This window comes from Aegicerativicinus sediminis (genome assembly GCF_015476115.1).
Taxonomy (GTDB): domain Bacteria; phylum Bacteroidota; class Bacteroidia; order Flavobacteriales; family Flavobacteriaceae; genus Aegicerativicinus; species Aegicerativicinus sediminis.
In genome coordinates this window covers 2,966,280-2,991,074 of the sequence record NZ_CP064295.1, presented here as the reverse complement: position 1 = coordinate 2,991,074, position 24,795 = coordinate 2,966,280, and the positions used below count along the sequence as shown (strand labels likewise).

The 24,795-nt window shown below is 32.5% G+C and carries 25 protein-coding genes; all 25 read right to left on the bottom strand.

The window, feature by feature from the left end; translation table 11 throughout:
- Positions 1–7: 7 nt before the first annotated feature.
- Entirely contained in the window at positions 8–745 is a 738-nt protein-coding gene (locus ISU00_RS12920; RefSeq protein ID WP_228851085.1) for a class I SAM-dependent methyltransferase, read from the bottom strand.
- A gap of 42 nt (positions 746–787) precedes the next feature.
- Positions 788–1,969: a glycosyltransferase family 4 protein gene (locus ISU00_RS12915; RefSeq protein WP_228851084.1), complete on the bottom strand. Its 1,182-nt coding sequence runs from the start codon at positions 1,967–1,969 to the stop codon at positions 788–790.
- Positions 1,959–3,134: a glycosyltransferase family 4 protein gene (locus ISU00_RS12910; protein ID WP_228851083.1), complete on the bottom strand. Its 1,176-nt coding sequence runs from the start codon at positions 3,132–3,134 to the stop codon at positions 1,959–1,961. The genes ISU00_RS12915 and ISU00_RS12910 overlap by 11 nt, the downstream gene beginning before the upstream one ends.
- 8 nt (positions 3,135–3,142) lie before the next feature.
- Positions 3,143–4,252 (bottom strand): glycosyltransferase, encoded by a 1,110-nt coding sequence (locus ISU00_RS12905; protein WP_228851082.1) that lies wholly within the window; start codon positions 4,250–4,252, stop codon positions 3,143–3,145.
- A gap of 113 nt (positions 4,253–4,365) precedes the next feature.
- On the bottom strand, positions 4,366–5,142 hold the full coding sequence (locus tag ISU00_RS12900; protein ID WP_228851081.1) for a class I SAM-dependent methyltransferase: 777 nt from the start codon (positions 5,140–5,142) through the stop codon (positions 4,366–4,368).
- Positions 5,143–5,262: 120 nt separating this feature from the next.
- A complete protein-coding gene (locus tag ISU00_RS12895; RefSeq protein ID WP_228851080.1) occupies positions 5,263–6,645 on the bottom strand; it encodes an asparagine synthase-related protein in 1,383 nt (460 codons plus the stop codon).
- A gap of 10 nt (positions 6,646–6,655) precedes the next feature.
- Positions 6,656–7,591 (bottom strand): glycosyltransferase family A protein, encoded by a 936-nt coding sequence (locus ISU00_RS12890; RefSeq protein WP_228851079.1) that lies wholly within the window; start codon positions 7,589–7,591, stop codon positions 6,656–6,658.
- Positions 7,588–8,514: a glycosyltransferase family 2 protein gene (locus ISU00_RS12885; RefSeq protein ID WP_228851078.1), complete on the bottom strand. Its 927-nt coding sequence runs from the start codon at positions 8,512–8,514 to the stop codon at positions 7,588–7,590. The genes ISU00_RS12890 and ISU00_RS12885 overlap by 4 nt, the downstream gene beginning before the upstream one ends.
- Positions 8,504–9,163 carry a class I SAM-dependent methyltransferase gene (locus tag ISU00_RS12880; RefSeq protein ID WP_228851077.1) on the bottom strand — a complete coding sequence of 220 codons (660 nt, stop codon included), beginning with the start codon at positions 9,161–9,163 and terminating at the stop codon, positions 8,504–8,506. Before ISU00_RS12880 ends, ISU00_RS12885 begins: the two co-directional genes overlap by 11 nt.
- Positions 9,150–9,917 carry a glycosyltransferase domain-containing protein gene (locus tag ISU00_RS12875; protein WP_228851076.1) on the bottom strand — a complete coding sequence of 256 codons (768 nt, stop codon included), beginning with the start codon at positions 9,915–9,917 and terminating at the stop codon, positions 9,150–9,152. The genes ISU00_RS12880 and ISU00_RS12875 overlap by 14 nt, the downstream gene beginning before the upstream one ends.
- A complete protein-coding gene (locus tag ISU00_RS12870; RefSeq protein WP_228851075.1) occupies positions 9,917–11,146 on the bottom strand; it encodes a TDP-N-acetylfucosamine:lipid II N-acetylfucosaminyltransferase in 1,230 nt (409 codons plus the stop codon). The genes ISU00_RS12875 and ISU00_RS12870 overlap by 1 nt, the downstream gene beginning before the upstream one ends.
- Before the next feature lie 33 nt (positions 11,147–11,179).
- On the bottom strand, positions 11,180–11,587 hold the full coding sequence (locus ISU00_RS12865) for a GNAT family N-acetyltransferase (RefSeq protein ID WP_228851074.1): 408 nt from the start codon (positions 11,585–11,587) through the stop codon (positions 11,180–11,182).
- The gene (locus tag ISU00_RS12860) at positions 11,584–12,273 is read right to left on the bottom strand and encodes a WbqC family protein (protein WP_228851073.1); all 690 of its coding nucleotides are present in this window, start codon (positions 12,271–12,273) and stop codon (positions 11,584–11,586) included. The genes ISU00_RS12865 and ISU00_RS12860 overlap by 4 nt, the downstream gene beginning before the upstream one ends.
- Positions 12,270–13,343, bottom strand: a complete 1,074-nt coding sequence (locus ISU00_RS12855; protein ID WP_228851072.1) for a DegT/DnrJ/EryC1/StrS family aminotransferase — start codon at positions 13,341–13,343, stop codon at positions 12,270–12,272. The genes ISU00_RS12860 and ISU00_RS12855 overlap by 4 nt, the downstream gene beginning before the upstream one ends.
- Before the next feature lie 232 nt (positions 13,344–13,575).
- Complete coding sequence (locus ISU00_RS12850) at positions 13,576–15,282, bottom strand: glycosyltransferase family 39 protein (protein ID WP_228851071.1); 1,707 nt, start codon at positions 15,280–15,282, stop codon at positions 13,576–13,578.
- 2 nt (positions 15,283–15,284) lie between these two features.
- Positions 15,285–16,235 (bottom strand): glycosyltransferase family 2 protein, encoded by a 951-nt coding sequence (locus ISU00_RS12845; protein ID WP_228851070.1) that lies wholly within the window; start codon positions 16,233–16,235, stop codon positions 15,285–15,287.
- Positions 16,235–16,903 carry an acetyltransferase gene (locus tag ISU00_RS12840; RefSeq protein WP_228851069.1) on the bottom strand — a complete coding sequence of 223 codons (669 nt, stop codon included), beginning with the start codon at positions 16,901–16,903 and terminating at the stop codon, positions 16,235–16,237. Before ISU00_RS12840 ends, ISU00_RS12845 begins: the two co-directional genes overlap by 1 nt.
- A gap of 143 nt (positions 16,904–17,046) precedes the next feature.
- Entirely contained in the window at positions 17,047–18,123 is a 1,077-nt protein-coding gene (locus tag ISU00_RS12835) for a glycosyltransferase family 4 protein (protein WP_228851068.1), read from the bottom strand.
- A gap of 30 nt (positions 18,124–18,153) precedes the next feature.
- Positions 18,154–19,095, bottom strand: a complete 942-nt coding sequence (locus ISU00_RS12830) for a glycosyltransferase family 2 protein (RefSeq protein WP_228851067.1) — start codon at positions 19,093–19,095, stop codon at positions 18,154–18,156.
- 2 nt (positions 19,096–19,097) lie between these two features.
- Positions 19,098–20,060, bottom strand: coding sequence for a glycosyltransferase family 2 protein (locus ISU00_RS12825; RefSeq protein ID WP_228851066.1), 963 nt, complete (start codon positions 20,058–20,060; stop codon positions 19,098–19,100).
- Positions 20,045–21,148 (bottom strand): glycosyltransferase family 4 protein, encoded by a 1,104-nt coding sequence (locus tag ISU00_RS12820; RefSeq protein WP_228851065.1) that lies wholly within the window; start codon positions 21,146–21,148, stop codon positions 20,045–20,047. The genes ISU00_RS12825 and ISU00_RS12820 overlap by 16 nt, the downstream gene beginning before the upstream one ends.
- A 3-nt stretch (positions 21,149–21,151) precedes the next feature.
- Positions 21,152–21,937 carry a class I SAM-dependent methyltransferase gene (locus tag ISU00_RS12815; RefSeq protein WP_228851064.1) on the bottom strand — a complete coding sequence of 262 codons (786 nt, stop codon included), beginning with the start codon at positions 21,935–21,937 and terminating at the stop codon, positions 21,152–21,154.
- Complete coding sequence (locus tag ISU00_RS12810) at positions 21,937–22,632, bottom strand: sulfotransferase family protein (RefSeq protein WP_228851063.1); 696 nt, start codon at positions 22,630–22,632, stop codon at positions 21,937–21,939. The genes ISU00_RS12815 and ISU00_RS12810 overlap by 1 nt, the downstream gene beginning before the upstream one ends.
- Position 22,633: 1 nt before the next feature.
- Positions 22,634–23,911 (bottom strand): ABC transporter ATP-binding protein, encoded by a 1,278-nt coding sequence (locus ISU00_RS12805; RefSeq protein ID WP_228851062.1) that lies wholly within the window; start codon positions 23,909–23,911, stop codon positions 22,634–22,636.
- Complete coding sequence (locus ISU00_RS12800; protein ID WP_228851061.1) at positions 23,911–24,795, bottom strand: ABC transporter permease; 885 nt, start codon at positions 24,793–24,795, stop codon at positions 23,911–23,913. Before ISU00_RS12800 ends, ISU00_RS12805 begins: the two co-directional genes overlap by 1 nt.

Genomic DNA, 24,795 nt, shown 5'->3' with positions numbered 1-24,795 from the left:
GGTAAAATCATTTAAATACAATTGCTACCAAATGAGCCGTTCCATTGCTTTTATCAAAAACATTTTTAGATTGCCACCTATTAACAAGGTTTGCATAGACTGATTTGAAAAGCAGCCAAGGTTTCTTTTTTCTGAATCCTTTTAATCCCATAACTCGGTATTTTCCAGTTTTAACCGCATAATTTACTTCGACTTCGTTAAAATGACTTTTTAGAAGATCGATTAATTGCTGTTTGGTATAGTGGCGTTTATGGTCTGGATTTTTATTCGGGCCTTCATTTTTTATAAAATCACCATTTGGTGTGGTGAGATAAGCCCATCCATTTGGTTTCAATACCTTGGCCAGGTTTTTTACAAATTCTTCATCATTTTCCACGTGCTCTAACACTTCTACACAAATAATTCCATCATAAGAATTTTGGGGAAGAGTTGTTTGGGTCATATCCTCAATAATTAAATCAAAAACATTAGATCGTCTTTCTTTAACATCATCCAGCAACTTATCTGTAAATCCGAGATGTAAAGATTTCATCGTCTCGTTTTCTTGCGGAATATCCATTAAACTAATTTGGGCAGGAATACCAATGGTATAGGGAGATTTCCTACCCCCAACATCTAATATATTAATTTCCTTTGAACCTATTTTTGATTGCTTAAGAAGGTTTTTTACATCATTCCTAACTCGAATATAGAGTACTGGCAAGAAAGGATAGGTAAACCAACGTAGGTATTCGTATGAGGTCATTATAGAGTTACTAGTTGAGACACAAGATACGCCTCTAGAGAATTATTCACCATAAAATTCTAAAAATTTAAGATTTTGAAACTCTAAATTAAAATCAGCAACAACCCTTTTGCGGGCATTTCGCTTTATAATAGTTTTGGATTTTTCATCTAAACCCAAAACTTGTATAATCTGATCAGCAAGAAGGCCAGGTTTTCTTTTAGGAACAACCCATCCAGTTTTTTGGTGTACTATATTTTCCTCCAAGCCTTCCGCATTAGATACTAAACATAACAGTTCCATAGCCTGTGCTTCTAGCACTGCATTACAAAAACCTTCTTGAATACTGTATTGAAGGTAAATATCTGCTTGCGCCATATAATTCCTAACTTCCTCCTTAGAGCATTTTCCTAAAAACTCAATTTTATCTTTTAAGCCTAATTGGTAAGCTGCAAAAACCAGGCGTTCGTATTGATCTCCCTCTCCAATTATTTTATATTGAAAGTCTAAACCACTTTCCTTCAAAAGGGAAAGGGCTTCTAACGTATATTCCAAGCCCTTTTTCCAATGCAGACGTGCTACAGTTAGAAATTGATTAGTTTTATTTTTAATTCTGGCCTCTAAAGGCTTAAAATAATTAGAATCAATAGCTGGTGGTATCACACTAATCCTTTTTTCATTGATTCCCTTTTCTAATAAGTGCAGTTTCATTTGCTCGGAAAGCACATGGTACTTTATTTCTTTAGAAAAGGCTAGATCGAAACAATTTGGTCTCAACAATGGGGACAGATAGAGATCGTAGCCTCTAAAACTTAGTCCACATTTGGCCCCTATTGCCTTAGCCACATTTTCCCTACCCTCTATAAGAGAACCGAAACCAAAATGTAGCCAATCAACCTCCAACCTCAATAAATTTTGATTTTTAATAACATTGATAATGTTTGATCTAAAATCAAACCCATCCTTTTTGTTTAATTTATATAATTGATACGATCTACGTGGTGATTTAAAAAGACTGAAAAAGACATATTTAGCAGTTAAAAACAGCTTTTTAGTATTACTTACTGTCCAATCGGCACCAGAAATAATAGAAAAATTTTTGTGTTCTATATTTTTAGGAATATAATCAGTATAAACCACCACTGAATGACCATATTCAACAAGACCTTCTATTTTTGAGCTTAAGAAGGTCTCAGAGTAATCTGGCAGAAAAGACAACACAAAACCAATTCTTTTAAGCTTCATTTAAAACTTGATTATATAATTCTATCATCCCATCAACCATTCCCTCTAAATTATGATTTTGTTTAATTGATACCTTGGCATTGTCAATAATAACTGCCTTTTTATTTTTCTCAAATGAGATACAATGAAGAATTTTTTGAGCCATAAGTTCTGGAAATCTAATTGGCACCAAAAACCCATTCTCTCCATCTTTTATTAATTCAGACATCCCTCCACAGTCAGTGGATAAGACGAGAGTACCCATGGCCATAGCCTCTAGAACAACATTGGCTATTCCTTCTTCCACACTGGATAAAAGCATTAAATCTGCCCGAGCCATCCGATCTAAAACATCCATTTGGGATAAAATTGGTAGTATGGAAACATTCTTTTCAATTCCCAAATCTTTTATTTGATATATATATTCAATATTATCGGATAATCCAATTAATGAATAGTGTACATCTGGATAAGTTTCGGTTACTATTTTAATAGCATCCAATGCATAATTATAGCCTTTTTTCCAATGATTACGTCCTACCGAAACAACTTGAAAATATCTATTCTTTTCATGAACCGAAGTATTTGAGGGTTTAATGTCAATACCACTATAAACCACCTTTATGTTTTTTGGGTGTGCCCCATATTTTAGCGCCTCTGTTGCAATGGCATTTGAAACTGCATGAAAGCCATCAACTTTGGGAAAATTTCTCCTGTAAGACTCGGCAAGTTGTAAATCGGCAATGGGAGAATAATTAATATGGGCGCCTCTTAAACTTAAAACTATTTTAACCCCAAATTCTTTTAGCCACATCCAATCCTCTAAAGACTTTGCCCATTGAATATGGAATATATGAGGGGTATTCCATAGTACGGGGTAAAAATTTAATTTATACCGCTTTGTATGGCGGTTTTTGGATTTTAACCAAGCATCTAATTTCTGTTTATGTTTAGGTTGAAATAGTCTTAGTAATATGGTAAATTTTAATAAATGAAGGCCCTTAGAAAATTTGTTGTTTCTATACCCAACTACCTTTACATTAGGACTGTTCTTAGGATAGGTTTTAACCAAACCAAATACATGTAATTGAAACTGTCGCTGAGACAGTCCTAATATCAATCTTTCAATAAAGGTTGTACTAGGAATTTCTCCTGAATAAATGGCTATTTTGGTAAACCTATCCAATAATAATATCAATTTTTAAAACCAATTTCCCTATAAAGTTCTGCATGGCTCTTTATAAAATATTCCATACTAAAGTCTGATTCAACTCGGTTTGTCATTTTTGTTGCCAAAGAAGTTCGTTCCTGGGATTCCATAGTTAGGTGGTGTAAAATACATGCTTTTAAACTTGTAACATTGTTAGGTTCAAACAAACAATTAGGAAACGGTTGTAAGATATCTTTTATGCCACTGACATCAGACCCAATTACAACCTTACCCGAAGCCATAGCTTCCAATGGGGCAACAGGTAGGCCTTCACCCACCTCTAAAGTAGGAATTACAAAAAGATTGGCAATGGCGTGGTACGGTCTTACATCTATTACTTTACCCACAAACTTAATAGCTTCTATACCCTTGGCCAATTCTTTAAGCATATCAGCATAATTGCCTTTATCGTTACCTACAATAAGAAGTTTTATCTTAGGGTCCTTTAGTTCGATTAGAGCCTTAATTAAAATTTCAACACCCTTTACTGGAATTAGGTTAACTACAGAAACAATAACGAAATCGTTCTCTTTTATTTTATAGTCTTTGGATAAGGCATCACGCAGTTGTTTTGAAGGCTTATAATAATTGGTATCGACACCAAAGGGTATATTCCTAATCTTTTTAAGATTCTTTCTCGAATAAAATCGTTTCATATCGGAGTTAACAGTAATAATCTTGGAACTTAAATCACTTTTCCATTTCCAAGCCTTATTTCCCCAGCCCATAGATTTTTTGGTATATATAAAAGGAATACCCGCTAATTTTGCCGCTAAGGGTTCTGAGAAATTTGAACTCCAATGCCAAGAATGGATTATATCAAACTTATGTATGTTAAAAAATCGAACAATCTTAATTAATCTTAAGGGAAATATAATTAAAGGACGATAATTAACAGCGAAGGGAAATACATGAATCTTCACATCCAACTTTTCGATCTCCTTAAAAAAAGCTCCACGAGTATGGAAACAGCAAATTTCGAGCTTAAAAATAGTTCTATCTAAATTTTTAATTAGATCATAAACCACTTTACCGCTTCCCGCCGAATCAAAATTAGGTATGGTAAATAAAATTTTGATTTTTTTTTGAGGCATTTCGATTAATTGAATTAATAATTAAAATTATTAAATCTATTCATGCAATGTTTAAACACCAGCATTCAATTATGAGACATAATTACCCATTTAATATTCAATAAAGGCAATTTTTATTTTTTGCAATGATAAATTAATTCTGATTCTATTAAGCCATATTTAATTATATCATTCTTGTTTAAGGTAGAAACAAAATTGTCCTCATTCACCTTGAACCCACATTTTTCTAATTTTGTTTTATAATCTTTTCCATAAAATCTAACATGGTCGGGATGTCCATATGCTTTCATTCGTTCTTCAGGAGATGAAATATTGGGGTCTTCGTAAGTTTTTTCTCGATTATTATCAATTGGAACTTGCAGAATACTATTACCGTTCTTTGATAAAACCCGGTATAATTCGGACATTGCCAAATGGTCATCGGGTATATGTTCCAAAACATGTGAACATATTATGAAATTGAATGAATTATCTTGAAAAGGAATATCGGTTATATCCGCCTTCGTAATGTTTGTTTTCCCATTATACTTCATTCGCTCAGGCATTAGATCACAGGGGAAATAGTCAATACCATTGTATTCAGAAAATATATTATAAAACATTCTTTCTGGAGCAAAATGTAATAATCGTATTTTATCATTTGAGTTTTTATTAAAGAAATTGAATTTTTCATTAAGATATAGAAATATTAATCGGTGCCTTTCTAAAGATCCACAATAATGGCATTTTCTGTTTTCCCTTTTTGAAGAACCAAAAGGTGCAAATTTTTTAAATGATGAATTACAGATCGGACAAGTTACATCACTACCTCTATATTTTTTAGGGGTCCTATAAGCCCGATATTTTTTTATTGCAATTGTGGGCAGAAGTGATTTTATTAAATCTTTCATTTTAGAACATGCTTAGTTAATTGTTTGTGGCATAATATTTAGGCCTCTTGAATGCAACCATCTCGTGTCGTTCTATTGTGATCTATTTTTAAAGCCTTAAAGAATGCAATTGACCCTTTTTCAATAATTAATTTTTTGTTGGAACAAAGCCAAGGTCAACAACATACTTACAGGATGGGAATAGACCAAAGTTTCTTTTTGTTTAAAATTCGTATAAAATTGTTCGATTAACTTAATAGGTACCAACCCCTTTAAATTAGACTCAAATAACCATTTCCTTAAGTGTGTATCATTTTCTTTACCCAAAAATTGCAACTCCCAATTTCTGGAAACATAAGGTTTACCTATACTCTCTTTTAGTATTCTTTTAATTTTATTTGAGGCTCTATATGGCAAATTGAAGGGTGACTTATTTAAGTGGTATGAATTTAAGTTAAAGGGTTTTTGCCCTTGCCAGGTAATTTTGGCTAAATCGGGGGCGATTTGTTTAATATAGGCAATTTGCAATTGCCTGTTCGCCAAATATTTTTCTGGGACCGTGCATATAAACTCACACATATTGTCATCAAAATAGGGCAAGGAAACTGGATGTATGCTTTTAAAAACCGACAAATTATTGGATGACCACCTAGATACATAATAATGGGTTTTGAATGCCCTGATTTTTGGATTAGTCTCTTTTATATCAATCTCCTCTAATAAAGATTTAATTCTAGTAGAATAATAGTCTTTAAAATCACCTTTTAATCCCCAGATTTTCCATAAGGAACTTGCCAATTCAGCCCCTCCTTTTTTTAACAATAGCTTTGTAAGAACCTCAACTTCCTTATCAACGGATAATTGTTGAAATCCAAAAGAATCGAACATAAGATCACCCATATGACCTAAGGAAAATAGATTGCCCATGCCCTTAAATTCATTAATAAACGCCATTTGCCGAGGATGGGTAAATTCAGAATAACATTGATTAATTTCGGCCAATTCTTCAATGCAATTCCATAAATAGCCTTTTGGGACGGTCAAGGATGTGAAAGGAAATTGACAGGCCTTCGCTATTTGTCGGGCAATTTTGGTTTCTGGATATCCGTTTTGGAATTCGTAACTGTAGGATGCAACATTGGGATGATTTCTTAAAGCTACGGCCAGTGTTCTGCTATCTAGACCTCCAGAAATGGGTAGAATGACCCGTTTATTTTCGGTTTGTTCCCAAACAATCCTTTCAAAAAGTTCGGTAAATTCCTCAAGGGCTTCATTAAATTTAAGTTCTCTTGGGCTGTAATGCCAATTAAACCATTTTTCTGAAGAAACTATGTGATTTATTTTATTTAAGGTATGGATAGAACCTGGCGATAATACTTTTTCATCCTTCCAATAGGTATCCGTATCGAAAAAAAATCCAAACGCTATAAATAGGCAAATGGCTTCAAGGTCTAAATCATGATTTCCCTCAACTTTTGCTATAGTTGTCTCTGTTGGAATTATGGGTGTTTTTAAAGTAATCATATAGAATATGCTACTTGTAAAAGTATCTATTCAATCGCAGAAACAAGTCACCTGAAATCAAATTGAGTTTATATAACCGTAAAATAGTTAAGGCTCTCATGTACCCCAAAAAGGACATGAACTTGTTTTGATGAAAACTTTTTAAGCTATTTTCCACAAACTCAAGATCCGATTTATTTTTTGAACGGCTAAAATAACGCACACATAAATAGTAATAACCGGTCACCAATTTTCTTTGGTATTTATCGAATTGATAATTGTTCTGCATTAAGTTGACGAGGTAATTAACCGCATCGCAAATGATTTTGACCGGTCTTTTTGAAACATCTATTGGCGCCACATGATAATAAAAATCAACCTTGTTATCCATAATTTGATAATTACTTCCTAAAATTAAAGCTCTAATGGACAATTCAACATCTTGCAACCGCTTCAACTCTGTATTAAATTTCCCAATTTTAATCAGGAATTCCTTATTCCATACAATGCAGGACGTCTGCCAAATAAATTTGGCTCTTAAAAAACAGTCCAAATAATTTGAAGACACGATTGGTGCAGACTTCACTTGCCCATTGACATCCACTATGATAAAGTTTTTAAATACGACAAATTCATTAACTTCAATGCATCTATTGCGAACAAAATCTTCGGAAATGCTATCGTCTGCATCTAAAAACACCAAACGGTTGGAAATGGAATACTCTATTCCAATATTTCTACAAACGGATGCGTTTGTTTTGGAGTCGTTAAAAATAATTTTAATATTTGGTTTAGGGTTTTGATTAAAAAAGGATTTTATGGAAGCTCGTATTTCGGGTTTGGAAAAATCATCCACAATTATCCATTCCCAATTTTTAGAATCTTGATTCAAAAAAAGTGAATGGATCCGCTTTAAGCCCTTAAAATCGTTATGATGTGGAGTGATTATACTAATACCTATAGTCATCTTATTTTAGTGCTTAAATAGTGTAATCCAACTTCCTTATTTATCTTTCTGCTGTTTCTAACTTCCTTTAAAACCGAGTTTATAAGTAGATATCTGTTTAATTGATGAAGGCCTTCATTTAACTTAAGTGAAAGCATAGATTTTATGATATCACCTCTAATCCACTCTCTTTTTTTCCTAAGATTTTCTTCAATATCAAAATTAATATCTGCCCACTTTTGTTTTAAAGCAAGTTCTAAATGGGCTAACTTTTCTTTATTCTTCATAGGCTTCTTTTTTGTCCTAAACTCTCTATCATGTAGAATGTAAGCTTCAGGTACTACACCTATCTTTAAGTTATGGTATAATACGCGTTGACAATAATTAACATCTTCTCCGGTATGAAAAAAAATGGGGTCGAAACCTCCTATGATTTCTAAGGTTTTTCTAGGCAAAAGCCAGGCTGCTGCATTTATAAAAGACAGCTCGTGGATAGGCTGTGACAATACCTGCGATAATTCATCTGTTTTTAATTTACCATGACCGGTAAGATATTTTGAAAAATTTTTATCTAATTTATCGCCTGTTCCATTTAAATGAATTGGGCTTAGAATCCCAAATTTGGGATTCATTTTATGGGCCTTGATTAATTCTGCTACAGTATCATCCTTTAAATAGGCATCCTGATTTAGCAATAGGACGTAATCTGCCCCATTATTAAGAGCATGGGAAATACCAATATTATTAGCAGCTCCGAAACCTAGATTGCTTTTTTGAGGAAGTATGGTAATTTCAGGAAAGTTTTCTTGTATAAAGTTCAAGGTACCGTCACTAGAACTATTATCTACTACGATAACCTTATGGGCCACGCAACTGTTTAAACATTTCGAAAGCCATTTAATACCATTATAGGTTACTATGATAATAAATAGATCAGTCTTCATGTGTACAAACTACTATATGCTGAAAAGTTACCCAGTCTTTATTTATTTTTCGCAACAGCTTATATTTCCAATCAAATTTTGATCCGATGGCATCACGAGACCTATATTTTCTTTTATAGGTTAATAGTTTTAATTTAGAATCTCCAATTAACCTAAAAAGGTCCTTTCGTGTAAACCAGTGCAAATGTGTTTTATCAAAAATCCCTCGTGGGTTTTTTGGAAAAGTCCCTTTAAGATACACTTGAATAAATAATTCTAAATGGGCAATATTAGGGACCGAAATTATGATTCTACCATTTTCCTTCAACCTTGATTTCATATCAATAAGAACGTCTTTTGGGTTTAATAAATGCTCCAATACATCACCAAAAATGATATAATCAAATAAGGGAGAATCATTAATAATAGACTTTCTAAAAACTTCAGAGTTCAAATCTCCGCAGAATACTTTTGTATTACACATCTCAGCTTCTTTTGCCATATCAGGATCAAACTCTACACCATATACAACCGAGGCTAAATCATTTTCCAATAAATAAGCACCATTAACACCAGTAGCGCACCCAACATCTAAAATCAAATTAGTTTCGCCTTCAATCAATTCCAAGAGATCAGTTCTTAGCCCTATATATGATTTATTGAACACCATTTATTTTCTTTAACCATACTATTAATTTAATGGCAATAATTTTATTCCATTTTTTAAATGGCTTAGGTTTATTTAAGGATAAAAAGTTATAGCTTGAATGGGAGTGTTTAAAAAATATAGAATAATCGTTATTGTCTCTACATCCTTGAAGAATTCCTGGTTCAATTTTAAACATTTTTAAAGCATAGGGCAATGAGAGTTGATCACGTCTAGATCTAGTTTTAATCTCTTTCCACCAAAACTTTAAAAAATCATTCGATAGTATTCTGTTCTGTTTTACAACAAAAGAGGTATCATATAGCCCAGATTCAGGATTAACGCCCTCTATAAAATACCTTAGGACTTGCCTTAAAATTATATTAGGATAATCTTTCTCTAATTGGATACATTTGATTGCTTCTGCATAGATACAATTTCTTTGAGAGTGTTTAAAAACAGCGATACCATTCGGATTCATAAAACGAAGAATTTCCAAAATTTTATTATGAATTATCTGAAGATTGGCATCATGCCAAATTATAACATCATAATTCTTAAATTCTTCCAACCCAAAAATCTTATAATATCTGGCATTTTTGGTGATATCTTCATAAATAGGATCCTTATGAATTATTTTGTAACAACTAGATGTGGCGGCTGTATCATCTGTTATTAAAAAATAATCAATCAAGCCAACCTCCTCAAAATTGAGAGGTTCCTTTATCTGGTCCTTCCCTCCAAAAATTGCCGTATAGACAACAACACTAACCGACATTAATGATCATTCAATTTAGCATTTACTATAGAAAGTAGCTCACTTACTTTTACCCTTGCGGCTTCCTTTGAATATAAACGAAATAAAATTGTTCTATTATATTCAATGCCATTTGGGCTTAAATATGTTTGAAAACTGGCTGAATCAATCTTACCCAAATTAAAAACCTTAATTTCTACCTTATTAAAATATTTAAATATGGGACTTTCACCATTTAAAAAAACTTTAGCCCCTATATAAAGCATCGTGTTGATATTTCCCAATGCCTGTTGCCTCCGATGATAAAAAACCGCAAAACCACAATTTGAAATAAGTTTATTGTATTCTTGTAATGGCATAAAATTCAAAATAGGCATAAAATCTTCACCAAAATACTGCTTGCCTTTTTTAATGACAAAATCAACATAGTTTTTCTTGCCACCATAACTTAAGGGTACAATAACCTTTTGACCCTGCTTTTTGCATTGTTCCACCAATTTAAAGGCGTCCACATGATTATTTGTAGGAGATGCTGAATTGCCTATTAAAATATGTTTTGATCTTTCATCATTATTCAATGTAATTCCAGCAGCTAAGTCTTCAATATTACCATATGCAAAAGAAGCTTCCACTAATTTTGGATTTATCCTACTTACGTAATTGAATTCCATGGGGACTATTGGAACAACTACATCAATTTTATGTACTGATTTGTAAAATTCCGTTAAAAAATTATTTTCAAGTTTTTTTATAAGCGCTTTTGGTAGCCAAAAATGAATACTTCTATACTTGTTGTAGAACCATAGGGTGGAATTATTAAACGTAAGTCGCCTCCTTAATGATTTTCTATAATCTTTACCATACAAAAAAGAGAATGTGTCTCTTTCAAACATTTGTTGTTTTAATAATTTCCAGTTCCAATACAAATCAGAGCCCCAAATAAACCAAACTTTTAAAACATCTATATCAAGACTATTTACAATACGTTGCTTATTTTGGTCCAAAGCATGTAAAAAAATAACCTTAATATTATTTTTTTGCAGTACCTCACTAATTCGTTGTTCATCACCAGCAGTTTGAATTAAAAATCTCTCAGCTTTACTGGAAGTAACATACTTAAAAGGTGCTTCCGTTGTTTGCAAAATATAGTAAATAGATCTACCAGGATAGACCTCTTCAAAGGAACTAATGACTGGATCAATGAATTTTTCATCATTACAAAGGTGCAGTATTTTGTATTTGGGTCTCATTTATCCCTAATATTGATGAAATCTAATCATGAATTATAAAGTTTTTTCCATCTTAAGCCTACCCTCCTCGCCATGTGCTACCTTAAATCCAAATTTTTTATATAAAGCTATAGCAGTTAAGTTGTCCTTATTCACCTCAAGAGAATATAATTGAAATCCTTTTTCCCTTAATTCTTTTATCGATTGTTCCAAAAGTAATTTTCCATATCCTAAGTGCCAACAATCCTTTGAAACAGCTAGCATGGTAAGGTATGCTTTTTGAGAATTTTCATCATTGTCATAATAGGCAATAAAGGCCTTTAATTCACCATCCTTGTATATGGAGCGAATGGTTGCTGCTTTATGGATTTTATCAACATAAGTTGGTATATCTAACTTCAAAAGGCTTCCATTTAATTCCTTATTTAGTTTTACAAGAATTTCAATCAACTTATCCCTCATATCAACTTATAGTCGTTTAATAGTCCTATGACTGTTTCTTTACTATTAAACATCAAAACATCTATTATGGACAACCCAGGTACAAACGAATTGCCAAACTGATTGTAGGAGATTGGATTTGTTTTGATAAAATTTAGGTCAATATCATTTTTGGTGAAAGCGTCTTTATTGTATAGATTTTGACCTCCTATGGCATTAATATAATTTGTAGCGTTTAGTGATTTACAAATAGCTATCACTTTGTCTTCTCCCTTTAAATTAATATCCTTTTCTACTTCCGAGGACAATTTGAATATTGTTTTTATATCTAAATAATCAGTTAATAATTGCAATGAGAATAAAAGAAATTTGGATAAACTTTTTTCGGTATTGGTCGCAATATTTTCAATCAATGGATATACATATCCAAAATAAGGAGCCTTTGTATACGATTGTTCAATTGTTTTTAACCATTTAATACCATCAACATTTCTATTTATCTCATATATTTTTTTGAAGGAACTGGCCCCTTCAACAACTAAATTAATTCTCAATGCTCTACCATTTACTAAAATATTATTCCGTGTAATCCAACTTTGTTTTTTAAAATTAACATCGTCATACACCACAAACACATCAACAGCATGGATCAATTGAAAATACCCAAGGTAAGGAAAGAAATAAGGCTGCATTAAAGCAACTTTCATAATACAGCATTAACAAGTTTACAGATTTTCTTCGTGTCTTTATCTGATAGGTCATGAGACAGCGGCAAACAGAGTATACGCCGTGCTACTAATTCAGAAATGGGCATTTCAGGGGTATTTAAATAAGGTAAATTGTGAAGGGCGGGATAAAAGTAACGTCTTGGGTAAATATCGTTTTCTTGTAATCTTTTCATGGCTTTCTTTAATGTATGCTCAGATTCAAAAACAATGGGATAATAACTATAATTCCAAACTGTATGTTCCCTAATCTTTAAAAATGTCAACTTTGTAAAATTCAGTTCGTTTTCGTAAACTTGAACCACCCTTCTTCGCCATTCCATAATTTGCGGCATAAAAGGAAAAACTGCCAAGCCCATAGCAGCTTGTAATTCGCTCATTTTGGCGTTTATTCCTAAGCCCTGAAAATCCTCATGTCCCTTATGTCCGAAATTATGATGATAAAATAGCGTATTATATAGATCTTGTTGCTTACAAAACAGAGCACCCCCTTCCCCAGTATGGAAGATTTTAGTTGCATGAAAACTACAGCTGCTTATATCTCCGTAATTAAAGATGCTTTCGCCCTTATAATTTACTCCAAAACAATGGGCAGCATCGTAGATGACTTTTAAATTATGTTTTCTAGCTATAGCCTCGATTGCCTCCACATGACATGGGTTACCAAATACATGTGTTGCCAATATAGCAGATGTCTTTGGGGTTATTGCTGCCTCTATTTTTGTTTCATCAATGGTTAAATATTCTGGATGTATATCAACAAATATGGGTTTGCAGCCTTCCCAGACTATACTAGAGGTAGTGGCCACATAACTAAAGGAGGTGGTAATGATCTCTCCAGTTAAATTCAATGCTTTTATTGCAATCTGCAATGGTAAGGTTCCATTGGTGGCAGCAATCATATTTGGAACCTTTAAATAGGTCTTTAACTTATCCTCAAGTTCCAGAACCAATTCTCCCCTATTAGTAATCCAATTGTTATCCCAAGCACGTTTAAGGATGCTTTGATAAATTTCTTGTGGAGGTAAAAAGGTTTTGGTTACGTGAATCATATAATTATTGTGCTTAATTCAAATGGATTATATAAGATAGAGCAGATTAAGCCTCATTTTTCCTTACTTAGGTTAGAAAAACAGCATAAGCAAATATTTTGCTTTTCTATTTTTAGATTTTTGAACCAGAAATAATTAAACTTCTAACGTTACAACAATAAAACTAAGATTAAATTTGTACAATGCTCTAGTCCATTTATAAAGTTAAAATTATTGAAAATGCTACAGGATTTTAGAACTTCTTCCAAATATCAAAATTTCTTCTATTCTCTATCTGCTTATATCCATATTCTTTCAAAAACTGCTCGAACCTTCTTTGTCCTTCATTTCCCATTATATTTTGTTTTGTATCAACAATCATAGGATATTTCTTTGTTGAATTTATACTTTTCTCCAAAGAATTAAAAAGCTCATCAATTTGGATGTAATTATTTGTTAACCAGAATTTTTTAATCGGAGGAGCTGTTTTTGTTAAATAATAGAACATTGGTTGGTGGCCATAAATAAAAAGGTTTTCACCTTCAGAAATATTGTTTTCTATTGCATTACTTAATTGTTTTATGTGTGAGGCATTCTCCTTTGTAGTCAGAATTCCTATCATTTTTTTATGTTCCACAGGATATATACATCGAAACCTTGATGTTATGCCTGTATCAACATGATAAATACTTCCTAAACGGGTTACAATACTAAAAAAAAATATATAGAGGACCCCAATAATTAATACAGGTTTTGTTAGTATGCATAGGTTTTTGAGTTCTATTTTTTTCGTTTCAGAAAGGATTAGTATTGATAATGGTAATAGTACCATAAATCCTTTTGAAAGTTTGTAAAATAATCCTGTATTAGATCCAACTACCTGGGTTAGGGCCAATAAAGAGAAAATCACAACTATTGGGCTAAATTTATCCCTTCTTATTATTGAGATTGTTAATGGAAATGCGCAAAAGGCAGGGACTAAATATTTAATATTGTTACGAGAAGAAAAATCTAGAAAAATAAAAAGGCCTGAGCAAAACAACAATATTACAAATACAACTAGGCCTAAATAATTTCCTTTTTTTGTTGAATATTTATAAATTAATGATGTGGTAAGAATTAAGAACACGACAGATAAAAGGTGGGGTAAAAAAACAAAGCTTTCACGGAGATAGCTCTGGATTAGATGCGCCATTGAGTAACTAGAGACCGATGCATTATCCGCTGAGTTTCTAATTACATCTAAATTTTTTAAAAATATATGATAGATATTAAGGGATTTGAAAATTAATAAAACTACCATAAGCGCGGTAATCGTTCCTAAAAGAAATAATACGTATTGTTTGAAAGGAAGCCACAAATATTTGATAGAAAATGACTTCCACTTACCGACTTGAAAATATATTAAAGCAAAAGGGAATAATAGGATAAAACCAATATTCGGAAATCTACTAAGACAAGCCAAAACAAATAATATTCCAGAATAGTAAAAGAAAATTTTTCTTCTTGAAGTTAACCCCTTGATCGCAACAAAACTTGTAAGAATCAGAAAAAGCCACGAAGCTTCATCCCTACCAAATTCAAAAGAACTATTTCGTGTGGCAAATACAATTCCGCAAAATATCCCCAACCACAACAGTAATCGCTTTTCTGTTAAATTTTTAAGTATCAGATAGATTAGGCCAACAGAAAAATAAAAAAATATTAGAGATAGAAATTTTAAGCCAATTATTCCCAGATTTGGAAATAAAGTAAGCCAAGATGCACCGATAAAATCACTTAGAATGGAAATGCTATTGGTATTACCCAACTGTAATTCATAAAAAAAATTTTGATACGTCATGGCGAAAAATCCAACATCGGTTAAATCTCCTCCTTGAAATATGAATAACACAGGATATAAAAAGATAACAAGATAGAGTATTTTCTTTTGAAGAGTCGTTGGTACACACAATCTCATTCTTATCTTGTTTCCTTTTTTGTTAACTCATCTTTGATAATAAATTTTGGCCTATTTTTTACTTGTTCTAAGGCCCTCCATAAATACTCTCCAATAACTCCGAGCATTAATAACTGTAGCCCTGAGAATAATAGAACGATTATCATCAATGGAGCCCAACCTTGAAAAGGAGTATTGCCGAAAAAGTAGGCAATAGTTATAATAATAGCATAAAGAATACCCAACATAAATGTTAGAATTCCTATAATGGATATAAATCTTAATGGGGTATAAGAATAGTTTAGTATACCATCTAATAAGTATTTTACCTTCTTGCTAAAGGACCATTTGGATGACCCAATTTCCCGTTTTTTTCTTTGATAAGGAATAAACTTAATGCTATAACCGGGCCACAATATTTGTCCTTGCCAAAATGGATTCACATCGTTAGAGTCAAGAAGAAACTTTTTAACAACTTGATCAATCAAGACAACATCAAAACCGCCTTTGGGCATTTTTGGAAAACTCAACTTTTGCATAAAGAAATAAAACATTTGAGACGTTTTTTTTCTGTAAAAACTTTCGTCTCGATCAATACGTTTTCCTGCAATAATTTGCGCCTCTCTGTTGATGTAACTATTGACAATATTTATTATTAAATCGGTCGGGTCTTGAAGATCTGCAGCAATATTTAAGCACGCTTCACCTTTCGCTTTTTCATATCCTGCATAAAATGCTGAAACCTGTCCAAAGTTCCGTGTAAATCGGATTAGTTGTACACTACTATCCATACTTTTAACTTCACACATTTCTTTGAATGAATTGTCCCCTGAGCCATCATCAATAAATATTATTTCAAAGATTAATTGTGGAAATTTTATAAACACCTCATTTTTAAGTACGTCATAAGTTGATCGTATGCTCCCTTCATTAAAAAAAACAGGAATAATTATTGAGATATCTATTTTTTTCATCAGCGAAATATTTGATTATTCGAGTAATTTTCTTGTTTTACAATTGCGGGAATTCCTACTGCCAACACCTTATCTGGAATATTTCTTGTAACGATCGCACCTGCCCCTACCACAACACACTTACCTATTTTTCGTTTTTGAATTATTGTTGCAGATGACCCAATAAACGTAAATTCATCAATTTTAACATCACCTCCAATATTTACAGCCGGAGAAATCGTGCAAAAATCAGAAATGACTGTGTTATGTTCAATAATACTTGCAGTATTTACAATGCAAAATTTTCCAATAACACATTCGACGTTAACGAAAGAATTGCACAAAATAACTGTGCCTTCTCCAATTCTTGCATATTTTGAAACTTTGGCTTCAGGGGATATGACAGGGGGGAAAACTATATCGGGATTCAGTTTTCTAATTTTTTCAACAACTTCCTTTCTTCCTTGAATATCACCTACTCCAACAACAATGTTATTGGTACCGTATTTAATCTGACAATCAATCAATTCGTTCTCGTTACCAATTGTTTTATAGCCTAACACATTCTTCCCTTTTGGCAAGTAAGAGTCAATAAAACCAATAATGTCAAAACCAAGTTTTTCCAATGTTTCAGCGATGCTTTTTGCATGCCCAGACGAACCAAAAATTATTATTTTCTCGGACTTCATTTATGTAATGATACTTTCAATTTAAATAATACCAATATTATGCACCTTGGTTTCAATGTTTTTAAACAACTATAAAAGAATAAAAATGATATTTTTTAATCATTGCCTAAATTATCAAATCTCAAAATTTAATTTCTTCGATTTTATAAACTTTTATAAAGATTAATTAACCTTTTAGCTTCTTGGGCTGTGGTGAAATTTGCATTACTATGTTCTATGGCAGCTTTTGAAAATGAAAGGAATTTTTCTTTATTGGTTACCAGGTCTATAATGTGTTCAGCCGCCTGTTCGGGCCTGTAAGAATCGACACAATAACCACTGACATTTTCCAAAATTGTTTCTGGCAAACCGCCAGCGTTTGAAATAATTGCTGGAACGCCCATGGATTGCGCTTCTATAACTGAAGCGCCAAAAGCTTCGGAATGACTTAGTTGTAAAAAAATATCATACTTGGCCAGTCTATTTTTAAACGCTCTATTTTCAATTTTTCCAAAAATATTGACCTCTTTCCCCAAATCATATTTATCCACTAAAAAATATAACTGATCTTTATCCCTTCCATCCCCAAAAATATCGTAGTGAATTTCCATTCCTCGTTCCTTCAAAATCTTGATAGTCCTTAAATTACCTTCTATATTTTTTTCCCAGCACATTCGATGAGCCGATACAATTTTAATGGTTCCCTGTGAAGGATATTTGGGTAAGGCAAAAGTTTTGGGACCTATAGAAACCGGGATGACATGAATTTTATACTCAGGTACGCCCCAACGTTGTAAATAGTTTTTTTGGTGTTCGCTAACCGTTATAAAAGCGTCTATACAATGAGATTGGGATTTAAAAAAAAATTCCCAGTTTTTATAAAGCCAAGGCCTGATATAGGTATCTCCTCCTCTTAATGTGATAACAATTTTTGGTCTTTTAATATTGCTGTTTATAAATGGTTCTATCTTAGGAAATAAATAACTATGCTGTAAATGAACGATATCATATTCGCTCATTATTTTAATATCTAAATAGGGGAATTTGGAAAGCTTGGCCCTATAAGCCAATCGATGCAATCTAAAGCTAAGATCAGAAGATGTTACGGTATGCTCTACATTTGCATCGCTGTTATAAGACAACACCTCTACATCTACATCTCTTTTCAGCACCTCTAAAAGCTGTAATAGATAAGCTTGGTAAGTTGTAGGCATTTTATCATAAGCATATAAAATCTTCATTCTTTAAATTTAATTATTCTAATTTTTCTATTACTTAAAAAAAGCATAGCCCTTACCCGATAGTTTATATAGTAAAAATCCTAAAGTACTTTTTAACGCAGTAATGATATCACCAAAATGCAGTGCTTGTCTTATCAATTTCCTTATCAATAAAGGGGTCAAACTAGGATTTTTCTTCATTGACCTTATTAAATAACGTCTATAACGTTTTAAGATAAAATCCTTTATCAAAGGATAATCTACATTTTCTTTTCCCTTTACCAATTTAAGATGCTTGTCTCTGGTTCTGAATTCTGAAACAATTTCTTTCCTGTTCAATTTCCAAACTTCTTTGGATAATGAATTTTTATGGATCCGGTAATAAATAGAAACATTGAGCAAAAATTTTAGGTTAGGTTTTTCGTACAACATCCTTAAATTAAAATCCCAATCATCTATATTTCGAATAGACTCATCAAATAACATTACTTGTTTATCTAAAAATGAACGTTTCCAAACAGGGCCACCAACAAAAAAAGTTATATTCCCAACAAAATAGTCAGTTAACAGATTTGAAGAATAAACATTGTTTTTTCTGATAAATTGACCTGAATCCATTTCCGTTAAGGCTGAATTCATAATTACAGCATCTGTATCTCTGTCAAACTCTTTTATTGCCTTCTCGTAGGCATTTGACTCCAACAAATCATCACTATCAAAAAAATTTATATAGATACCATTGCTTTTTTTAAAACCTAAATTTCTACAAGCACTTGGTCCTTTGGGCATATAGTCTGGTCTAATGACATATTTAAATCGACTATCTCTTTCTATATAAGTTTTTAGGACATCCTTAGTATCATCCGTACTACCATCATCAACCACGATACATTCCCAATGCATATAGGTTTGGACCAAAATAGAGTCTAGAGTCTCCCCTATTATCGATCCCCTGTTATATGTAGGTATAATTATTGAAACTTTCGGTAACATTTTTATAAATTAACTGCTTTCCATCTTTGCCTTAATCCATAGCTACCTTTTTTTAGTAATAACAATACAAATCCAATAACCCTAAATTCAAAATATATATTCAAGTGCCTCTTTTTTAAAATAGGATATAGGGATTTATAAATAAATTTTGAAGTTTTGATATCCTTATGGTCTAATGCAGAAAAAAAATAAATAAATAGAATTTGGCAGCAGTAATTTATTAATTCTCTATCGTTCAAATTTATGCTGCGCTTTAAATTTTCATAAGCAACTATACTCTGGGAAGACTTGAATTTTGCAACATATTGTCTGTTTAAATGAGTTTTAGTTTTATTATGTTGTCTATATAAAAATAATGGTTTATTAATAATGACATATTGATTTGGTTTAAGGTTAAAAAATAACCTAGAGAAAAACTCACTTTCTTGCCCCCTATAAATTTTTTTAGAAAACAAATCTTTACCCAATAAAAACTCCTTTTTAAACAAAATTGAAGGTGTTAAAATCTGTGCTTTCCAAAGAACATAATCTTTAAATAAATATTCCTTGATTGATAAATCAATTACTTCAGGATAAGATAATTTGGAATCAACGTTGTATCCTGAACAGATTACCAAATCCAAACTAGCATTAATGGTACCCATTTTGGTCTGAATAAATTCAGGTAGCATTATATCATCATCGTCGAACCACTGAACATACTTCCCCTTACTTATATCAAAACCATAATTTCTTGCACCATTCCCTCCTGGCATATAATGTTGAGGACGCTTATGGTACTGGAAACCACCATCCTTTTCCACATATTCTTGTACAACACTTTCAGTATTATCCATACTGCCATCATCCACAACTATACACTCCCAGTTGGTGTAAGTCTGTGCTAAAACACTATCTAAAGTTTCGCCTATTATATGCGCTCTATTATAGGTGGGTATGATTATGGAAACTAAGGGGTTTTGCATGCTGTAGCCAAGATGTCCTGCAAGGTAGAAATATGTTTTTCTAAACTAAAATTTTGTTGAATGAACCGTCTTCCTTCTCTCCCCGTTTCCTTGGCGAATTCAGGATTTCCTATAATCTGTTCTATGTTTTTGGCCATGGCAGTAATGTCTCTCTCATCGCACAATAAGCCCGTTTTACCCTCTATTACGGTGTCCTTAATTCCTGCATGACGTGTAGCAATTATTGGTAAACCAGCCGAGGAGGCCTCTAATATGGCGACAGGTGTACCTTCTTTATCCCCATTCTCTGCGGTTACTGAATGTTGTACAAAAGCAATTGAGTTAGCAAAGTAATGTTCGATTTCCGCAGGTCCTAGTTGACCTAAAAATTCAACATTTTCTTCAATTTCTAATTTTTTCACCAAATCTTTACAAGATTTCAGTAATTTCCCTTTACCACCCATAAATAATGTAGCATTAGGGTATTTTGCCACAACATTTGCGAACGCTTGTATGGTTAATTGTGGTGCTTTTTTTTCTGTAAATCGACCTAAAGCAAATAATTGTTGACTTTTAAAGTTTGCTTCAACACTACTGAATCTCGGATTTGGACCGTATGGATTGTAAACCATTTTATCCTTTGGGCATCCAAGGGATATTATCTTTTGCATCATGTCTTGGGATACCGCAATTATCTTAGTAGCAGACTTAAAAACTTCCGCATAGTTATTGGCATCTTTTATAACTGAATTAACATATGCATCGTACCCATGAAAATGGACTACCCAAGGAATTTTTACCTTATTTAAAAATGGTAATAATTTAAAGGCGTGACTCCCATATTCAATTAATAACACATCAATATTGTGATGTGTTAATGATTGATACACCTTATGATTGTTTAATTCAGTGTAGCTTTTGTTACGTAACTTCCTCCAAACCCTTAAAATAAATGCAACTGGTTTGGAAACCATTTGGTGATTAGCCAACTTAATTTTGCCGTTTTTACCATAATAGTGATAAACATCATCTTTAAGATGGTCTATATGCGCTTTAATAAAAGTTTCTGAATAAGCATCTTTGTTAGGCGAAAAAATTGCAATATTCATAACTTATCGCAATTTCTTTTTTATTTTCTTTACAACTGAGAGGAAGCCACTTTCTTTTCCTGTAGGAATAGAGTACAAATTGCCAAAAACTGATTTGACTAGTTCCTTTCTTTTCAACGGAGTCTCTAAAATTATTCTATTTCCTTTCTTCGAACTAAACTTGGAGTATTGAGGCGAAATTTCAATAGCACAATGGAAATAATCATTTGTTCTCCAAACCGTTTGATATTCAAAATAAACTAGTTCACCGCCAATATTCCTTGCCATTATTTGTATATCATCTATTTCTACATCCTCATCAACTGGTTGAAGCCCATCGGGGTTATATTTTCGTAAATAATCCTGATGGAATTTAGTTGGGCAAGACACCAACAATTGACCTTTTTGCCTTATTAAGGTCTTTAAAAACCTATGAAAATTTAATCTTTCCACAACAGGAATGTGCTCATAAACATCAATCATTATTATGGCATCATATTCTTTCTGGGGGATATCACGGGTTATATCAAAATTTGCATAGCGTAAATTTTCCCTTTTAAAAAGTTTGCTTGCTATTTCAATTAAAACTGGACTTAAATCAATTCCTTCAACTTGAGCGTTTTTATAAATTTTTGCAAATTCATAAGTACTCCACCCTATGCCGCACCCAATGTCTAAAATATTATCAGAATGATTTGGAATCCTAGAACCTAGATTTTTTATGGCCTTTTCAATACGTTTATTTCCTAAAACAAAATCTGTAATAAGTTTTTTATCAAATTGATTATAAAATTCTAAGGAATCTTTCATTAAATATAATTGAATCTTTTCATCTTTTCAATGGTTATTCTTTCAACAGTTTCAATTTCATCATCTGTTAATTCATTTTTATATCTTCCTGCTCCATAAATTTTGTTAGACCAACTTTTGTTAATTTGTTTATCGAGATCATTTGTAATCATATTAGAATTAAAATTCAATTTTGAGAATACAGCTATTTTTTGCAAAATTTTTATTTTATCCTTTAAAAAATCCTCATAGCGAACAAAGAGTATATCTTCTTTATAATTATTAGAATAATCCATTGCAAACTGTAAATATGAATCCCATCTATATGAGATATTCTCACAAATACTCTTACCCTTTTTATTTAAATAATGGATATTTAAATAAAGTCCATTTAAATCTTGACTGAGTCTTTCTTTAATAGCAGAATAATTATCTCTTGGGTCTCGCACTATATATACAATCTTATATGGTAAAGGATGAATTTTTCTTAGCTCCGGCAATATTGTTGCAAAACCCGGCACCTTAACTATTTTATATTTCCAAAGTTTGAAAACCATAGAAAGTGAGAATCCGCGAATACCGATTACCCTAATTAACGGATATAGATACCAGGATTCTATGGGGTCATTTAATAAATTAGCCCCAGACCCCTGACTAAGTAATTTTGAAATTATTGTTGTTCCAGACCTTTCACACCCGACAATAAGAAGTTTCATGTTATTCTAATTTGCAATCAATAAAATAAGCATTGTAGGATCTATTTGTTCTACCAATATTATAAATATCTCCCGGCAACACATTTAGGGTATAGGCTCTATCCAAATTGTCTAATTGATTTTCTTTTCTTGTATCTTTTTCAGAAATTAAAAACTTAAAAAAATAACTACCACCCCTTAACATGAATCTATCAAATACAATATCAATATAACCTTGATCGATATAACTATTGATATTTAGATTCTTCTCATCAGATACAAACATTCCTTTCAACTCCTCATTTTGATCTTTAATTTCAAAGCCAAAAATTAACTTACCATTTATATCTTCAAATTGCTCGAAAAACAATCTAAGTTTTAAGAACTCCCCAGAAATTACAGAATCAACCAATTCTTCATTTAAGTTAAAAATTTCTATTCTCGAAAATTTTATTCGGCCGTCACCCTTTCTATCTAATCTGTCAGCCAAAGAAACAGATGAATCAATATCGCATTTTAAATATAAACCAACCGCTGACTCGGTTTGTCCATTAAAAACAACTTTTCCGTTTTCCAACACCAAAGCTCTAGTACATAAACTTTTTACCGCAGCCATGTTATGGCTTACAAATAAAACCGTGCGTCCTTCCCCTTGGCTAATATCCTGCATTTTTCCAACTGCTTTTTTTTGGAACTCCGCATCGCCGACAGCCAAGACTTCATCCACAACCAAAATATCAGGTTCTAAAAATGCAGCTACCGCAAAGGCTAGTCTAACCCTCATGCCAGAAGAATAGCGTTTTACCGGCGTGTCAATATAGCCTTCGCAACCGCTAAAATCTACAATTTCTTCTTCCTTAGAACGGATTTCTTGTTTGGTCATACCCAAAATGGCACCATTTAAATAAATGTTTTCCCTACCTGTTAATTCGGGATGAAAGCCCGTACCGACTTCCAATAACGAAGCTATCCGGCCACGGGATTTAATTTCACCAGTGGTTGGTGAGGTTACTCGTGATAATATCTTTAGAAGAGTAGATTTACCAGCTCCATTTTTACCAATAATACCGAGCACCTCTCCTTGCTCTACTTCAAAATTGATATCCTTTAAAGCCCAGACATAATCTGTTGCTTGTTTTTTACTTCTATCGTTTGCAGCCCCTATTTTTAAATAGGGATCCTCTTTCCCTCTTATTCTATGCCACCAACGGTTTAGATCGTGGGACAATGTACCTGTACCCACCAACCCAAGACGGTATTGTTTACTTATATATTCTGCCTTAAGAATAACCCTTCCCATTATACAGTATCAATAAATTTTCGCTCAGTTTGGTTAAACACCATAAGTCCCGCAAAAAATAGAATCAAACTCAGTAAAAATGTATAAATAAATCCGTTCCATGAAAATGTACCAGAATTTAACAGCATAAACCGAAACCCTTCAATAATTTGGGTCAGTGGATTGAATTCTACCAATCTAGCCACTAATTCCGGAAATTTAGCCCTCGCTTCCGAAACAGGGTACGGTACCGCGGACATGTACATAAGCAAAGAAATTCCAAAACCCAAAAGCACATTAAGGTCTCGGTATTTGGTTGTTAAGGTGGAAATTAGCATGCCCAGACCTAAGCCCATTAGAGCCATTATTAAAATGTATACAGGAAATAAAACTATGTTTATATTAATTGATATTGGGGCTTCTTTTACTAAGGCATAATATATATAAAACCCACTAAAAATAGCCATTTGGATTCCAAACTTTAATAAATTGGAAATAGTAATAGACATGGGCATAATAACCCTTGGAAAATATACCTTACCAAATATGGCGGCATTGGCTCTAAAAGTTCCTGAGGCACCAGTAAAACAGGCACTAAAATAATTCCATGCAGTAATCCCAGCCAAGTTGAATAAAAATGGAGGCACCCCTCCCGTTTTAATACTACCTAAATTATTGAAAACTAATGTAAATATAACAGAGGTCAACAATGGTTGAATTAAATACCATAGTGGTCCTAAAACGGTCTGTTTATAGACGGTTGTGACATCTCGTTTAACAAATAAAAAAAGCAAGTCTCTATAGCGCCATATCTCCTTAAAGTTTATACTTAAAAGTTTATGCTTAGAAGAAATAGTGTATAACCAAGGATCCTCTATTTGGTTTTCCATTTGGGATTGAGGCAT

Excerpts from the sequence above, each read along its gene's own strand:
- ISU00_RS12800 (WP_228851061.1), bottom strand. The coding sequence starts at position 24,795 with ATGCCTCAATCCCAAATGGAAAACCAAATAGAGGATCCTTGGTTATAC.
- ISU00_RS12880 (WP_228851077.1), bottom strand. The coding sequence starts at position 9,163 with ATGGTGTTCAATAAATCATATATAGGGCTAAGAACTGATCTCTTGGAA.
- ISU00_RS12915 (WP_228851084.1), bottom strand. The coding sequence starts at position 1,969 with ATGAAGCTTAAAAGAATTGGTTTTGTGTTGTCTTTTCTGCCAGATTAC.
- ISU00_RS12890 (WP_228851079.1), bottom strand. The coding sequence starts at position 7,591 with ATGACTATAGGTATTAGTATAATCACTCCACATCATAACGATTTTAAG.
- ISU00_RS12860 (WP_228851073.1), bottom strand. The coding sequence starts at position 12,273 with ATGAAAGTTGCTTTAATGCAGCCTTATTTCTTTCCTTACCTTGGGTAT.
- ISU00_RS12900 (WP_228851081.1), bottom strand. The coding sequence starts at position 5,142 with ATGAAAGATTTAATAAAATCACTTCTGCCCACAATTGCAATAAAAAAA.
- ISU00_RS12875 (WP_228851076.1), bottom strand. The coding sequence starts at position 9,917 with ATGTCGGTTAGTGTTGTTGTCTATACGGCAATTTTTGGAGGGAAGGAC.
- ISU00_RS12825 (WP_228851066.1), bottom strand. The coding sequence starts at position 20,060 with ATGCAAAACCCCTTAGTTTCCATAATCATACCCACCTATAATAGAGCG.
- ISU00_RS12840 (WP_228851069.1), bottom strand. The coding sequence starts at position 16,903 with ATGAAGTCCGAGAAAATAATAATTTTTGGTTCGTCTGGGCATGCAAAA.
- ISU00_RS12885 (WP_228851078.1), bottom strand. The coding sequence starts at position 8,514 with ATGAAGACTGATCTATTTATTATCATAGTAACCTATAATGGTATTAAA.
- ISU00_RS12855 (WP_228851072.1), bottom strand. The coding sequence starts at position 13,343 with ATGATTCACGTAACCAAAACCTTTTTACCTCCACAAGAAATTTATCAA.
- ISU00_RS12805 (WP_228851062.1), bottom strand. The coding sequence starts at position 23,911 with ATGGGAAGGGTTATTCTTAAGGCAGAATATATAAGTAAACAATACCGT.
- ISU00_RS12820 (WP_228851065.1), bottom strand. The coding sequence starts at position 21,148 with ATGAATATTGCAATTTTTTCGCCTAACAAAGATGCTTATTCAGAAACT.
- ISU00_RS12810 (WP_228851063.1), bottom strand. The coding sequence starts at position 22,632 with ATGAAACTTCTTATTGTCGGGTGTGAAAGGTCTGGAACAACAATAATT.
- ISU00_RS12815 (WP_228851064.1), bottom strand. The coding sequence starts at position 21,937 with ATGAAAGATTCCTTAGAATTTTATAATCAATTTGATAAAAAACTTATT.
- ISU00_RS12835 (WP_228851068.1), bottom strand. The coding sequence starts at position 18,123 with ATGAAGATTTTATATGCTTATGATAAAATGCCTACAACTTACCAAGCT.
- ISU00_RS12850 (WP_228851071.1), bottom strand. The coding sequence starts at position 15,282 with ATGAGATTGTGTGTACCAACGACTCTTCAAAAGAAAATACTCTATCTT.
- ISU00_RS12895 (WP_228851080.1), bottom strand. The coding sequence starts at position 6,645 with ATGATTACTTTAAAAACACCCATAATTCCAACAGAGACAACTATAGCA.
- ISU00_RS12870 (WP_228851075.1), bottom strand. The coding sequence starts at position 11,146 with ATGAGACCCAAATACAAAATACTGCACCTTTGTAATGATGAAAAATTC.
- ISU00_RS12905 (WP_228851082.1), bottom strand. The coding sequence starts at position 4,252 with ATGCCTCAAAAAAAAATCAAAATTTTATTTACCATACCTAATTTTGAT.
- ISU00_RS12830 (WP_228851067.1), bottom strand. The coding sequence starts at position 19,095 with ATGTTACCGAAAGTTTCAATAATTATACCTACATATAACAGGGGATCG.
- ISU00_RS12865 (WP_228851074.1), bottom strand. The coding sequence starts at position 11,587 with ATGAGGGATAAGTTGATTGAAATTCTTGTAAAACTAAATAAGGAATTA.
- ISU00_RS12845 (WP_228851070.1), bottom strand. The coding sequence starts at position 16,235 with ATGAAAAAAATAGATATCTCAATAATTATTCCTGTTTTTTTTAATGAA.
- ISU00_RS12920 (WP_228851085.1), bottom strand. The coding sequence starts at position 745 with ATGACCTCATACGAATACCTACGTTGGTTTACCTATCCTTTCTTGCCA.